Annotated in this window: 11 protein-coding genes; 5 read left to right on the forward strand and 6 right to left on the reverse strand. The window is 68.4% G+C overall.

Features of this window, described 5'->3' with window-relative positions; translation table 11 throughout:
• Positions 1-2 precede the first annotated feature (2 nt).
• Complete coding sequence (locus QOL82_RS05835) at positions 3-335, reverse strand: hypothetical protein (protein WP_283441315.1); 333 nt, start codon at positions 333-335, stop codon at positions 3-5.
• A 66-nt stretch (positions 336-401) separates the two neighbouring features.
• On the reverse strand, positions 402-827 hold the full coding sequence (locus QOL82_RS05840; RefSeq protein ID WP_283441316.1) for a hypothetical protein: 426 nt from the start codon (positions 825-827) through the stop codon (positions 402-404).
• Between the two features lie 146 nt (positions 828-973).
• Here QOL82_RS05840 and QOL82_RS05845 point away from each other — a divergent pair, with 146 nt between their 5' ends.
• The gene (locus QOL82_RS05845; protein WP_283441317.1) at positions 974-1,390 is read left to right on the forward strand and encodes a DUF411 domain-containing protein; all 417 of its coding nucleotides are present in this window, start codon (positions 974-976) and stop codon (positions 1,388-1,390) included.
• Positions 1,391-1,567: 177 nt separating this feature from the next.
• Positions 1,568-5,107, forward strand: coding sequence for a PAS domain S-box protein (locus QOL82_RS05850; protein ID WP_283441318.1), 3,540 nt, complete (start codon positions 1,568-1,570; stop codon positions 5,105-5,107).
• Between the two features lie 134 nt (positions 5,108-5,241).
• Here the strand turns inward: QOL82_RS05850 and QOL82_RS05855 are convergent, their stop codons facing one another.
• The 3 genes from QOL82_RS05855 to QOL82_RS05865 form a co-directional block, all read right to left on the reverse strand.
• Entirely contained in the window at positions 5,242-9,273 is a 4,032-nt protein-coding gene (locus tag QOL82_RS05855; RefSeq protein ID WP_283441319.1) for a translocation/assembly module TamB domain-containing protein, read from the reverse strand.
• A complete protein-coding gene (locus QOL82_RS05860) occupies positions 9,273-10,982 on the reverse strand; it encodes an autotransporter assembly complex protein TamA (RefSeq protein WP_283441569.1) in 1,710 nt (569 codons plus the stop codon). The genes QOL82_RS05855 and QOL82_RS05860 overlap by 1 nt, the downstream gene beginning before the upstream one ends.
• Before the next feature lie 288 nt (positions 10,983-11,270).
• Positions 11,271-11,471, reverse strand: coding sequence for a hypothetical protein (locus QOL82_RS05865; RefSeq protein ID WP_283441320.1), 201 nt, complete (start codon positions 11,469-11,471; stop codon positions 11,271-11,273).
• 269 nt (positions 11,472-11,740) lie between these two features.
• Between QOL82_RS05865 and QOL82_RS05870 the strand changes: the two genes are divergently transcribed.
• Positions 11,741-12,118: a DoxX family protein gene (locus QOL82_RS05870; protein WP_283441321.1), complete on the forward strand. Its 378-nt coding sequence runs from the start codon at positions 11,741-11,743 to the stop codon at positions 12,116-12,118.
• Between the two features lie 68 nt (positions 12,119-12,186).
• Here the strand turns inward: QOL82_RS05870 and QOL82_RS05875 are convergent, their stop codons facing one another.
• Positions 12,187-12,741 carry a fasciclin domain-containing protein gene (locus QOL82_RS05875; protein WP_283441322.1) on the reverse strand — a complete coding sequence of 185 codons (555 nt, stop codon included), beginning with the start codon at positions 12,739-12,741 and terminating at the stop codon, positions 12,187-12,189.
• 224 nt (positions 12,742-12,965) lie between these two features.
• Between QOL82_RS05875 and QOL82_RS05880 the strand changes: the two genes are divergently transcribed.
• Entirely contained in the window at positions 12,966-13,748 is a 783-nt protein-coding gene (locus QOL82_RS05880) for an EAL domain-containing protein (protein WP_283441323.1), read from the forward strand.
• A 205-nt stretch (positions 13,749-13,953) separates the two neighbouring features.
• Entirely contained in the window at positions 13,954-14,256 is a 303-nt protein-coding gene (locus QOL82_RS05885; RefSeq protein WP_283441324.1) for a DUF4148 domain-containing protein, read from the forward strand.
• The last annotated feature ends 88 nt before the right edge of the window (positions 14,257-14,344 follow it).

Below are 14,344 nucleotides of genomic sequence, written 5' to 3' on the forward strand. Positions count from 1 at the left end.
GGTCATTTTCCTTGGTGGTCGTGCTGCGCGCCGTGGCCGGCATGCGGGTCTGGCGGGGCCGCTGCCGGTTGCGGCGCCGCCTGCATCGGCTGCGTCCCGTGCATTGCATGCATCGGGCCGGCATTGCCGACTTCCTGGTTGGCGCTGCGCCAGACCTGGTCCGGCGACGTTTTTTCGTCGGCGGCGGGCTGGTAGCTGGAAAGGGCGGATACGTAATGGGAGGCCGGGACAGGCGCGTCGGCGTCGGCCGGATGCGCGTGCCCGCCTGCTTGGGCGAGCGCAGCGGCCGGCAGCAGCGCCAGCGCGGCCGCGGCGGGCCAGATTGACAATGACATGATTACCTCGAAATCGATGGAACGGGCGTGCGGCAGCACGCGGGAGTACCCGTAGCGGTACGTCGATCAGGCGGTAATACGTTTGGGAGGTCGTTCCAGGCCGCCGGGAATGAAGTCGGCGAGCAGCGGCGAAGCGGGGAGGGGAGCGGGCACGGCGGTGCCGTAGACCGGCGTGACGACGGTGTCGACCGGCAGGGCGACGGCGCCAACGCAGCAGGCCGAACAGGCGCTGCACGAGGAGGCCGCGCGCGCGTCCATCGATGAATGGTCGGGCGCCGATGGCTGCGCAGCGGCATCGGCTTCGGCATCGTGCTGGTGGCCGGGCGACGCCTGGCCGTGATGGCCCGGGGACATCGACATCGACATTGCTGCGCTTGCCGGAGCAGGCTGTTCCATCGGCCCGCAGGACAGCTGCATCGCGGCGGCGAATCCCTGGAGGGGGAGCGCGGCCAGCAGCAGCCAGAGCAGGAAGGGTCGGATGAAACGATGCATTTTCAAAGTTTAACATTGCGCCGCGCATGGTTCCATGCGGCCTGCCGTAAGCATGGTCCTTCCAGCAGTGGTAAGGTCAAGCGTTTTTCGACCCGGCCGCGCAGCGGCATGCAGTCGAACCCGACAGAACCTACAAGGAGCACACGATGAAGAAGCTTGCATTCGCCGCATTGCTCGCGGCCGCCTCCGCCTTCGCCCATGCGGCGGGCGAGGCCATCACCGTCTACAAGGACCCGGACTGCGGCTGCTGCAGCGCATGGATCGAGCACCTGCGGGAAGCCGGCTACAAGGTCAGGGCGGTCGATTCCGCCGACATGGCCGCGGTGAAAAAGCGCCTTGGCGTGCCGGCCGAACTGGCGTCCTGCCACACCGGCGTGGTCGACGCGTCGGGCCAGGTGGTCGAAGGCCATGTCCCGGCCGCGGCGCTGGCCAGGCTGCTCGCGACGCCGTCGGTCAAGGGCGTCGCGGTGCCCGGCATGCCGGTGAACTCCCCGGGGATGGGCAAGATGGACGGCAAGCTGGTCACCGTCGACTTCGCCGGCAAGCCGTTCTCGAAGAACTGACGCTGAAAACCGGCGCCGCACGCGCCGGTCGTTTTTCCGTAGGACAAATCGCCGCCGGGTTGTAACTTGTGATTCCCTGCAACATTCGGCACATGTTTCCCGGTATATTCAACGCCATTCAAACCCGTTCCGACAGATTCCCTTATGGCCTTACGCTTTTTATCCGGTGGCGGCGCAATGGGCCAGATGATGCGTGAGCATGACTGGAGCGCTTCGCCGCTCGGCGCGCCGGCCGGCTGGACTCTGCCGCTGCGTACCATCACCGGCGTGCTGCTCTCGGCCAACCAGCCGATGTTCGCGGTCTGGGGGCCGGAGCAGGCGATGATCTACAACGACAGTTATGCCGAGATCCTAGGCAACCATCATCCGGGCGCGCTGGGCAGGCCTTTTTTCGAAGCCTGGCATGAACTGGTGGACGAGGTCGGCCCCATCATGGCGCGCGCCTATGCGGGCGAGCCGACCAGCATGAACGACATGATGCTGATCATGCATCGCCGCGGCTACCCGGAAGAGACCTATTTCTCGTTTTTCTATGCGCCGCTGCGGGACGAGAACGGCGGCGTCGGCGGCGTGCTGTGCGGCTGCACCGAAACCACGGCGCAGGTCTTCGCGGAACGCGCCCAAATCGCCGAGCTGGACCGGCTGCAGGTGCTGTTCAACCATTCGCCCAGTTTCCTGGCGCTGCTGCGCGGGCCGGACCATGTGTACGAACTGGTCAATCCCAGTTACCTGCAGCTGATCGGCCATCGCGAAGCGGTGGGCCGGCCGGTGCGGGCGGTGCTGCCCGAAATCGAGTCGCAAGGCTACCTGGCGCTGCTGGACCAGGTCTACCGCACCGGCGTGCCGTATTCCGCCGACGCCGCCGAGGTCTATCTCCAGCGCATGCCCGGCGCGCCGCCGGAGCTGCGCATGCTCGACCTGCTGTTCCAGCCCCGGCGCGACGCCGCCGGCGCCATCACCGGCATCCTGGTCAACGGCAGCGACGTCACCGAGACCCATGCGGCGCAGGAAAGCCTGCGCATCAGCGAGATGCGCAACCGCCAGATCCTGGACAGCGCAATCGACTACGCGATCATCGCCGTCGGCCTCGACGGCATGGTGACGCGCTGGAACAAGGGCGCCGAGCGGATGCTGGGCTGGCGCGAGGAAGAAGTCCTCGGGCAGGCGCTGGACATGATCTGCACGCCGCAGGACCAGGCCGACGGCCAGCTGCAGCATGACATGCAGGCGGCGCTGGGCGACGCCATGGCGCCGGCCGAGCGCTGGCACCTGCGCAAGTCGGGCGAGCAATTCCGGGCCAGCAGCGAAACCAATGCGCTGCGGGACGAGGCGGGCCAGGTCACCGGCTTCGTCAGGGTCATGCGCGACTGCACCGACGAGCACCTGGCCGCGCGCGCGCTGGCCGCGTCCAACGACCAGCTGCAGCGCGCGCAGAGCGCGGGCGGCGTCGGCGTCTTCACGGTGGACCTCGAACGCGGCCACATCACCGCCACGCCGCAGTTCTGCCGCATCTTCGGGCTGCCGCCGGCCGACACGCTGGACGTGGACATCGTTGAATCGCTGATCTTCCCGGAAGACCGGCAGCTGGTGTCGACCCTTGCCAGCCGCAGCAGCGGAACGGCGGCGGCCCGCACCCAGTACCGGATCCGCCGCGGCGACACCGGCGAAGTGCGCTGGATTGCACGCACCTCGGAGTTCCAGTGCGATGCGCAGGGCCGGCCGGTCAGCATGGACGGCGTGGTGCAGGACGTCACCGAGCGGCATGCCGCCGAGATCCAGCTGCGCAACAGCGAGGAAAAATTCCGCACGCTGGCCCAGGCGCTGCCCAACCATGTCTGGAGCGCGCAGCCGGATGGCCGGATCGACTGGCTGAACCACCAGGTGCAGGTCTATGCCGGCGGCGACCGGGACCTGGCAGGCGCCGGCTGGCTGTCGGTGGTGCATCCCGACGACACCGAACGCGCGCTCGCCGCCTGGCGCCATGCGCTGGCGACCGAGACGCTGTACGAAGTGGAGTTCCGCATCCGCCGGCACGACGGCGCCTACCGCTGGTTCCTGGCGCGCGCATTGCCGATGCGCGACGCCGACGGCGTGCTGACCCACTGGCTGGGCACCAATACCGACATGGAAGACCAGCGCGCCGCGCGGGAAATCCTGATGAGCACCAATGCCGCGCTGGAGCAGCGGGTCGAGGAGGAGGCGCGCGAGCGCGACCGCATCTGGAACCTGTCGCAGGACCTGCTGGTCATCGTCGGCGCCGACGGCTACTTCCGCAACGTCAATCCGGCATGGACCCGCATCCTCGGGTTTCGGCCGGAGGAAGTCATCGGCAAGCATATCGACGAGCTGGTCCATCCGCCCGACCGGGAGGTGACGCTGCGGGCGCTGGACCAGGCCGCGCATGACAGCGTGAACCAGTTCGAGAACCGCTACCTGCACCGGGACGGCAGCTTCCGCTGGTTCTCCTGGTCGGCCTCGCATGACGACAACGGCGTGGTGTATGCGAACGGCCGCCACATCACCGCCGAAAAGGAAGCGGCCATCACGCTGGCGCGCACCGAGGAGGCGCTGCGCCATGCGCAGAAGATGGACGCGGTCGGGCAGCTCACCGGCGGCATCGCGCATGATTTCAACAACCTGCTGCAGGGCATCACCGGCTCGCTCGAGCTGCTCAAGCTGCGCATCGATGCGGGCCGTTTCGAGAATGTCGACCGCTTCGTCGCCGGCGCCATCCATTCGGCCAACCGCGCCGCCGCGCTGACCCACAGGCTGCTGGCGTTTTCGCGCCGCCAGCCGCTGGACCCGAAGGCGGTCAAGGTCAACCCGCTGGTGGCGTCGATGGAAGACCTGCTGCGGCGCACGCTGGGCGAGCGGATCAAGATCGAGCTGGTGCTGGCGGGAGGGCTGTGGCCCACGCTGTGCGACCCGAACCAGCTGGAAAACGCGATCCTGAACCTGTGCATCAACGCCCGCGACGCGATGCCCGACGGCGGCAAGCTGACCGTCGAGACCGGCAACGCCCATCTCGACGAAAGCTATGCGGCCAGCGTGCGCGGCCTGACGCCGGGCCAGTACGCCTGCATCTGCGTGACCGACACCGGCACCGGCATGTCGCGCGACGTGATCGAGCGCGCGTTCGAACCGTTCTTCACCACCAAGCCGCTGGGCCAGGGCACCGGGCTCGGGCTGTCGATGATCTATGGCTTCGCCCAGCAGTCCGAAGGCCATGTGCGCATCTACAGCGAAGTCGGCCAGGGCACCACCGTCAAGCTCTACCTGCCGCGTTTCCGCGGCGTGCTGCCGGGCGAGGAAGATGCGCCGGCGGCGGGCGAGGCCCAGTTGTCGCCGGACCGGGAGACGGTGCTGGTGGTCGAGGACGAGCAGGTGGTGCGGGCGCTGATCGTGGACGTGCTGCACGAGCTGGGCTACCGCGCGCTGGAAGCCGAGGACGGCCCGTCCGGACTGGCCATCCTGCAGTCGCGCACCACGGTCGACCTGCTGGTGACCGACATCGGCCTGCCCGGGCTGAACGGCCGCCAGCTGGCCGACGCCGCCCGGCTGCTGCGGCCCGGGCTGAAGGTATTGTTCATGACCGGCTATGCGGAAAACGCCGCCTTCGCCAACGGCTTCCTCGAGCATGGCATGGAGATGATCACCAAGCCGTTCGCCATGGAAAGGCTGGCGGCCAAGGTGCGCGAGATCGCCGAGCGGAAGTAGGGCGGTCCCGCCGCCGCCCGCATGCGTGGCTTGCGGTCGGGCCGCGGGGGCGACAAGGGTGCAATGAGCAAAGGCCGTTGCGCCGCCGGCCTTCCGCGCGCGGCGGACGGCGTCGTCCGCCGCCGCCTTGCATCCTACTTCCTGGTCACGCTGTCCTCGCCGAAGCGGTCGAAGCGGCGCGAATAGGACAGGTCCAGGCCGGCGATCTGGCCGCCGCGCAGCACCACCGACCAGGCCCGGCTCAGCTGGTAGGTGAGCTTCAGCACGCTGGCCGCGCCGGCCAGGCTCTGCTCGTAGCCGATGGCCAGCCGCTCGGTGATGTTCTTGCCGAGGTTGACCACCTGCTCGCTGCCCAGCCCGGTCTTGCTGCTGCCGAAGGACAGTTCGTCCAGCCCCAGCCGCTTGGCGACCTTCTCGCCGCCCAGCTTGTTGAGCAGGCCGGTGGCGGCGCCGCGCGCCGCCGCCTGGGCGCCGCCGGTGCCGCCGCTGCCGCCATGCCCGAACACCAGCCACGACAGTTTTTCCTCGTCCGCCACGTTCGGGTCCGACACCAGCTGCACCCGCGGCAGCTGCACGGTGCCGGTGACCTGCACGCCGGCGGCGACGTCCTGGTTGCGCCGCATCGCCAGGATGTTGACGTTGGGGTTGGTCAGCGGGCCGGTGAAGTTGAGCAGGCCGCGCTCGATGTTGAGCACCGCGCCGAACGCTTCGTACTTGCCCTCGGCGATGTTGATCGTGCCCAGCGCCTGCAGCGGTTCGTTCGGCCCGGTGCGGATGGCCAGGGTGCCGGCCAGCCGCAGGTCGGCGCCCGATCCGCGGAAGCGGAAGTCGTCGCCGAGGTCGACCTGCATGTCGACCCTGGGCGCATACGGGCTGGCGGGCCGCTCCGCCGCGCTGGCGCGGGTGTCCGCCGCCGCCGGCTTGGCGCCGTTGCGGTAGACCACGACATCGTCGCCCAGCTTGGGCGCGCTCTTTTCCGGCAGGTTGAACAGGCCGCGGTCGACGGTGAACTTGCCTGTCACCTGCAGCTGCTTGCCGACATTGGCCACCTTGGCCTGGCCCGACAGCGTGAGCTGCGCCGACGGGTCGGCCAGCAGCTGCAGCTTGTCGGCGACGATGGTGGCGGTGATGTCGTTGCGCGCCTCGTCCAGCGGCAGCCTGCCGCTGGCGCGCAGCGTGCCGTCGCCGCCCCTGAACACCAGCTCGCGCAGTTCGGCGACATTGTCGGCCAGCGTGATGCGGGCCACGCCGTCGCGCAGGCGCACGCCCTGGTCGTACAGCGTCAGCGCCAGCTGGTCGCCGGCAAGCTCGCCCGACACCAGCGGCGCGCCGACCGTGCCGCCGACCGTGACGTTGGCGGCGATCTTGCCCTTGAGCGCGATGCGCGGCCCGGTCAGCGAGCTCAGGTTGCCGAGTTCCGGCAGCGCGGCGGCAATCCGCATGTTCAGCGTCGAGTCCGGCCCCGGCATCAGCCGCGGCCCGCTCTGCTGCAGGCCGACCTGGCCCTGCGCATTGACGTTGCCGAGGCGCGCAGTGTCGAGCGCGGCGTTGATGCGCAGCGCCTGCCCGGCGAAGTCGCCGCGCAGCCGCAGCTGCTTCAGGTCGAGCTGCGTGGTGCGGCCGCCGACCGGCAGGCTGACGTCGCCGCGCTTGCGCTCGACCTGGAATAATCCCGAGGCGGTGTCGCCCAGCGTGAAGTTCCAGCCGGCGTCCAGCACGAGGTCGCTGGCGACCGGCAGGTCGGCCTTGCCGATGCGCTTCCACAGCGCCAGCATGTGGCCGACGTCGAGCGCGGTGATGGCGCCCTGCGAGCGGATCGCGCCGTCGGCGCGGTAGTCCAGGCTGTTCAGGCTGACCTGCGCCTTCTCCACCTCCAGCCGGGTCGCGCCCAGCGTGACTTCGCCCGGCGCATAGTGAACGGCGAGCGGCTGCTGCATCTGCAGCCTCGGCACGCCGCGGTTTTCCAGCGTGCGCACGGTGCCGTCCCAGGCCAGTCCCGCCGGCAGCTGCTGCAGCTTGCCGGCGGCCGCGAGCGTCAACGCCAGCGCTTCGCCGCTGTACTTGCCGTTTGCCTGCAGCCTGACCGTGTGGCTGGCATAGGTGCCATCGATATCGCCCTGAAGCTCGTCGAGCTGGAGCTCGGCGGCGCGCACGCCATTGGCCTGCAGCGCCACCTTGACCTGGGCCTGCGGGTCGGAGCCGGGGATGCCGCGGGTGTCGACCTTGCCGCCGATGCGGGCGGCCCGGTATTCGCCGAACGCCAGCCGTTCACCCTGGATGTCCGCCTGCACCAGCGGCCGTTCCAGCGTGCCGGCCAGCTGGCCCTTCGCGTTGAGCGCGCCGGCCAGCCCGAAGCCCAGCCGGTCGATGGCGGGCGCGTCGATGGCGAACGCCAGCTGCTTGCCGGGCGCGCCGAAGCCGCCCTTGACCGCGACCTGGTTGCCGGCGACGGACAGCGTGACATCGCTGTCGCTGACCAGCTTGCCGGCCAGCTCCAGCCTGCCGCCGCCGCGCATCGGCAGCCCGGCGTAACTGCTGTCGGCAATGTCGAAGCGCACCCTGGCCTGCAGTTCCGGCTTGAGCTTGCCGCTGGCGGCGAAGCGCATGTTGATGTCGGCTTCGGGAATGGTGGCCGGCTTGGCCGGCGGTGCGCCCTTGCGGCGCGACGCTGGCGCCGGCGGCGGCTGCACGGTCGCCAGGAAGGCTGCCGGGTTGAAGTCGGCAAGCGCGCCGTCGATCGAATAGGCGGCCTGCTCGTCGCGGCCCAGCTTGCCGCTGGCGTCCAGCCTGGCCTTGCCGGCTTCGAGGTGGGCGCTGCGCAGCGTGATCTCCTGCGGCGTGATGCCGGCGTCCGCATGGATCGCGAACGGCGGCCCGTCCAGCTTCAGCGTCACCTGCTGGGTGTCGCCGGCAAGGCTCGCCTTGAGCGGGCCGTTGAGCCTGGTCGGCCTGACCGCCGCATGCAGCGCATGCAGGTCGAGGCCGCGCGCCTCGACCTGCAGTTCGCCGCTGCCGTCGGCCCGGTATTCGCCGTCGCCTTCAAGCCGGGCGCCGCCGCGCAGCGCCACCACCAGGCCGTCGAGCCGCTGGCGCTGCGCATCCAGCGTGGCGCTGGCCTTCAGCGACTCCAGCGGCAGCAGTTCCTGGTCGATGCTGCCCGGACGGGCGTTGGTGACCGAGATCGGGCCGCTGACCCTGATGTCCGCGAGGCTGGCGCCGGCGGCCAGCGGCAGCGGTGCGATGTCGGCGTCGATGGCCAGGTCGGCCTGCGGCGCGGCGGCATTGAACATGCGCGGATTCAGGTGCGCGACCGCCACTCTTGCGCGCGTGAAGGGCAGCGGCGAGAACGGCGTCGCGTCGATCCGCGCATCGGCATTGAAATTGCCGCCGCTGGCCTTCAGCGTCACGCCCAGCGCCTGCAGCGTGCCGTCGAGCCGGGTGGTGGCGTTGTAGTCGAGCTTTTCCCAGGCGCCGTTCAGGCTGGCGCTGCCGGTGAGCGGAAATGGCGCATCGCCGGTCAGCTTCAACGATGCGGCCGCCGCGCCGAACGGCGTCGTCGCCTTCTCGAGGTCCAGCGTGTGATGCACGCGGTCGGAGCTGGCGCGCAGCAGGACGTCGGCGATCCGGGTGGTGGCGCCGTCCTGGTGCACCAGCACTTCGTCGATCGCCAGCCGCTGCAGTTCGACCGCCAGCGGCAGCCTGATCTGTTCCGGCAGCTTGAGCGGCTCGGACTTCTTCGGCGACGGCTGCAGCGTCAGGTCGACATGCCCGAGTTCCAGGCTGGTAATGGTGAGCTTGCGCGGCGTGAAGCGGAAGTCCCACGCGCCGCGGACCCGGTCTATCGTGATCGTCTGCTGCGCGTCGTGGTAGCGGATATTGCGCAGGTCCAGTCCGCGCGCGACCGAGCCGCCGGCATACTCGCCGGACAGCGCGCCGCCCATCACCCGCGTGGCCAGCTGCCAGCCGGTGCGCGCGCCCCAGTCGGTGCGCAGCGCGGTGAAGACGAGGCCGGCCGCCAGCAGCACCAGCAGCACCAGCGTGGCGACGATCCATTTCAGCCAGCGCCAGCGGCTGCGGCTGCGCACGGGCCTGGATGGCGCGGCGGACGGTTGCGCCTGCTGGTCCGGCGCGCGTTCCTGGACCTGGTCCTGTTCCGGGGTCGCCATCAGAACGCCACGCCCAGCGAGAGGTGGGGATTGAATTCCTTGTTGCGTATGCCGTAGGCGAGGTCGACATTGACCGGGCCGACCGGGCTGCGGTAGCGTACGCCGATGCCGACGCCTTGGAACAGCTGCTTTTCGCTCCAGCTGTCGGTGGCGGTGCCGACGTCATAGAACACCGCGCCGCCCCAGGCGCCGGAAATCCAGCGCTGGTATTCGATGCCCGCCGTGGCCAGGTAGCGGGTCGGGTAGACCGTGCCGTCCCGGACGTTGCCTATGCTCTGGTACTTGTAGCCGCGCACCGACTCGGTGCCGCCGGCGCGGAACAGCAGCGAGGCCGGCACCGAGGAATTGTCGCCCTTGGAAACCACCGCGCCGACCTCGCCGCGCAGCAGCACCAGGTCGCGCTCGCCGACCGGCCAGTAGCGGCGCAGCTTGCCGTAGGTGCGGAAGAAGGTCTGGTCGGTGAGCAGGCCCTTGAGCGCCACGCCGGCTTCGAGCGACGCGATGTAGCCGCTGCGCGGGAATACCGGGTCGTCCACCGCCCGGTGGGTGCGGGCATAGCCGACCACCAGCGCCTGGTGGCTGCCCGGCTCGGTCAGGATGTCGGCCGGCAGCGTCGTGCCGTCCAGCTGCTGCAGCTCGTCGCGGTAATACTCGACCGAGTATGCATAGTCGTCGGTGTCGGTGCTGCGGGCGCGGCGCACGCCGGCGCGGCGGCTGCGCAGCTCGACGCCTTCGAGCGTGGTGCGCTCCACCGAGCCGTGGACGCTGTTGACGTAGGCGGTGCCGTCGGGCGGCATCGCCAGGTCCAGCGTCGCATTCTGCCGCTGCTGCTCGACGCGGACCTGGCTGTCGAAGACCCAGGCGCGGCCGAACACGTTGTTGTGGCTGTAGCGGCCCTCGACGCGGGCGCCGGTGTCGGTCGCATAGCCGACGCCGCCGCGTATGCGCTGGGTCGGGTATTCGGTGACCTTGACGTCGACCGGCGACAGCGCGGCCTGCGCCGGGTCCCTGTCGATGTCGACGACGCTGTTGCTGAAGTAGGGCGTGCGCTGCAGGGCCCGCTGCAAGGCGAGCAGGCGGCCGGCGTCGTAGTCCTCGCCCGGCTTGAGCGGATTCACATTGCGGATGATGCTTTCCGGGTAGCGGCTGGTGCCGCTGATCCTCAGCTCGCCCAGCGTGAACGGCGGCCCGCTCTGGTAATTGACCGCCAGTTCGGCCTCGTTGCGGTCGGCGAAAATGGCGGCGTTGGAACTGGCGATGGCCGCCGCCGCGTACCGGCGCTCCTGCAGCACGCGCAGGCCGGCGTCCTTGGCTGCTGCCCAGTCTTCCTGGCGGAACGGCGCGCCGGGCTTCATCGCCCAATTGTCGACGACCTGCGCGGCCTGCTGCGGCGACTGCTCGCGCGCCGGCCCGCTGACCTCGATGTCGGCCCGCGCAATCGAGGTGCGCGGACCTTCCGCGACGGTGACGCTGACCACCGGCGGCTGCGCCTGCGTGTCCAGCCTGATGTCGGCGGTCGGCGAAAAATAGCCCTCGGTCGCGGCCAGTTCCTTGACCTGCTCGGCGCCGGTTTCCACCATGAAGCGCAGCTGGTCGGCATTGATGTCGTCGCGGTCGCGGTAGCGCATCAGGTCCAGGTGCGCGCTGAGCAGTTCGCGCAAGGACTTGGGCGCGTCCAGTTCGACCTTGTAGACCGCATGGGCCGGCATGCTCGCGCCCAGCAGGACCAGGCAGCCCGATACGACGGCGAACGGTTTCGGGAATCGTGGATGAAACGGGAACGCTTTGCTTTTTTTCAATCAGTTTCCTTGACGGGCCGGCCGGCAGCGGCGGCGCCGAACGGGCAGGCGGAATGCCTGTGGATGCATGCTGTTGAACGGAAAGGGCGGCAGGGGCCGCGCTCAGGCTGGCAAAAAAACTGCAGCCCGCCGAGTGTAGATGGGGAGATTAGACCAGACAACCGCTATCGGGGTTTTGCTTGCAATCAGCAATTTTTTTCAATTGCTCAGCAGCGGCAGGTGCCGCCCTTCGGTTTCGACCATCAGCCCGTCGGCGGTGCGGGCCACCAGCACGGTGCCGAACTCGGGCACGTCGATCGCGGTGCGCCCCGAATCGTTCAGGGCCATGGCCAGGTGAAGATAGCCATGAAGCAAGTGAAATCCCGCCTGGTCCTGAATGATGAGTATGTCCGGGCTCATGGTAAGGCGCTCCTTGCAAGGGGAAAGTGGCGACGGCCGAGCAACCAGCATAGTCAATTGCGGTGACAGCGCAATGACTGCCTGCGTGCGCGCGCCGGCGCCCCGTGGACCAGCCGACGAACGGTCGTCGCCGGCGATGCCGGCCGGCATGTCGCGGCTGCCGGCATTGCCGCGGGACATTGCGTCCCGGCGCGGACGCAGGCGGCGGGAGGCTGGGTTATCCTTCGCGTCTTGCATCGATGCAATGACGTACGAGACGGAAGATGACGATGGCAATCAAAAAAATTGTGCTGGCGCTGGTGGTGCTGTGGTTTGCGGTCGGCGGCGTCGGGCATTTCGTCGCGCCGGATTTTTTCATGAAGATCGTTCCGCCCAGCCTGCCGTACCGGCTGGAAGCGGTCTACGTCAGCGGCTTTTTCGAATTGCTCGGCGCGGCCGGCCTGCTGGTGGCGGCGCTGCGCCGGGCAGCCGGGCTCGGGCTGATTGCGCTGACGGTGGCGGTGACGCCCGCCAACGTCTACATGTGGGCCAACCCGGACCTGTTCCCGGCGATTCCGGAAGTGCTGCTGGCCTTGCGTCTGGTATTGCAGGCCGCGTTGATCGCGGCGATCTGGTGGTCGACGCAGCGGCCCGGGCACCGGCGCTGACTGAGCGAGCCTGCCTAGCTGAACAAGCGTGGCAGGCTGGGCAGGCGCCGGCTACGCCGGCCAAGCACTTATTTCGGCATCAGCACCGTGTCGATCACGTTGATCACGCCATTGGACTGGACCACGTCGTAGGTGCTGATGTTGGCGCTGTTGCCGCCCTCGTCCATCACCACGATGTTGTGCATGCCGTTCATCGCGAAGCTGAGCTTGCCGCCGCTGGCGGTGGGCAGCTGCGCCTTGCCGTTCTGTTTTTTGATCTCGTCGGACAGCGCGGCGAAATCGTACTTGCCCGGCACCACGTGGTAGGTCAGGATCTTGGTCAGCGTCGCCTTGCTTTCCGGCTTGACCAGCGTGTCCACGGTGCCGGCCGGCAGCTTGGCGAAGGCGGCATTGGTCGGCGCAAATACCGTGAACGGTCCCTTGCCCTTGAGCGTGTCGACCAGCCCGGCGGCCTTGACCGCGGCGACCAGCGTCGTGTGGTCGGCGGAGTTGACCGCATTGTCGACGATGTCCCGCGTGGGCAGCATGCTTTGCCCGCCCACCATCACGGCGGATTGCGCATGGGCGCCGGCGGCTGCAGCGAGGGCGAATGTAATGACGAGTGCCTGGGACAGTTTGCGCATGGTGTTTTCCTTGGGTTGAGTATTTATTGTCGAGTTTTCATTGGCGTGCAAGGGACTATACGAAGGCGCGCGCCGAATGGATTCAGCAGGTTGACTCGCCTGCCAACAAGGAGGACATTGGCGCGATGGGGCCGCGCCGTCGCGCGATGCGCGGGCGAGCGGTCCCGCAGCGCCCGCGGGCGGGGCCGGCGACATGCCGCCCGACTTGAGAAAGGGATGAACTGGTGCGCAAGGAATCCAATGCGAAACAGCCTTCCGGCGACCAGCCCGGCTGCAACGACTGCAGGAATGCCAGCCGTGCCATCCCCGACTTCACGTTTGCCTTCCAGCCCATCGTCAACATCGCCACGCGCGGCATCTTCGCGTTCGAGGCGCTGGTGCGCGGTCCGGGCGGGGAGAGCGCGGAATGGGTGTTCGCGCAGGTCGACGCGGACAATCTCCATGCGTTCGACCAGGCCTGCCGGACCCGCGCGGTCCGCCTCGCGGCCACCCTCGGCATGCAGGCGCTGCTGTCGATCAATTTCCTGCCGAATGCGGTTTCCAGTCCCAGGAAATGCATACGCAGCACGCTGCGCGAATGCGAGCGCACCGGTTTTCCGGCATCGCAAATCATCTTCGAGGTGTCGGAAACCGAGAACGTGATCAATCCCGCTCACCTGCTCGATATCTTCCGGCGCTACCGCGAAATGGGCTTTCGCACCGCGATCGACGATTTCGGCGCCGGCTACGCAGGACTGGGGCTGCTCGGCCAGTACCAGCCCGACCTGCTCAAGCTCGACATGGGGCTGGTCTGCGGCATCGACGCCCATGCGCCCAGGCAGATCATCGTCGAGGGCCTGGTGGCGATGGCGAAGCGGCTGGGAACGACTGTGATTGCGGAAGGCATCGAGACCGCGCGGGAAAGGGACTGCCTGAGGGCGATGGGCATCGAACTGATGCAGGGCTTCCTGTTTTGCGAGCCGATCTTCCAGGGCCTGGGAACGATCCGTGCGGACGCATGGGAGTAGGGCCGGAATGCCGGTATTAAAGGTCGCGGTTGTTCCTGTTTTCGCAACAGGCCATTGACGCGCAGCCTGTTTATCGATCGCGGGGCGGTCGGTAGACTGTGCTTCATCGATGAGCACACAGACAAACCAGTGCGACTCAGCGAAGACCCCGGCGGCAGCGTCGCTGCCCCGAGCGCCGAGACTCACTCACCCATTGGAGAGCACCATGAACGTCAAGAATCTGATCGCCGCTGTTGCCGTGTTTGCCGCCGCTGGTTCCGCCTTTGCCCAGCAGACCGAATTTGTCGCACCTGACGCCGGCTTCAAGTCCAGCGCAACCCGCGCCGAAGTGCGCCAGGACCTGGTCAGCGCTGAGCGCGCAGGCCTGACCGCCCAGCGCCAGCACGACGGCCAGGACACCGCGGTTGCCGCCGGCAGCCAGAGCCGCCAGGACGTGCGCGCCGAGACCGTCCGCTCCGCCCGCATGCAGCGCGCCGGCGACGTCAATAGCCTGTACTTCGGCGCCTGATCGGGCACGCAGCCGCTGCGTTATTCATGGATCGCATGTTGGATATGCGAACTTCGAATTGGGCAGCGGCCTGAATAGCCGTTAATCT

This window comes from Noviherbaspirillum suwonense, from assembly GCF_900182955.1.
Taxonomy (GTDB): domain Bacteria; phylum Pseudomonadota; class Gammaproteobacteria; order Burkholderiales; family Burkholderiaceae_D; genus Noviherbaspirillum_A; species Noviherbaspirillum_A suwonense.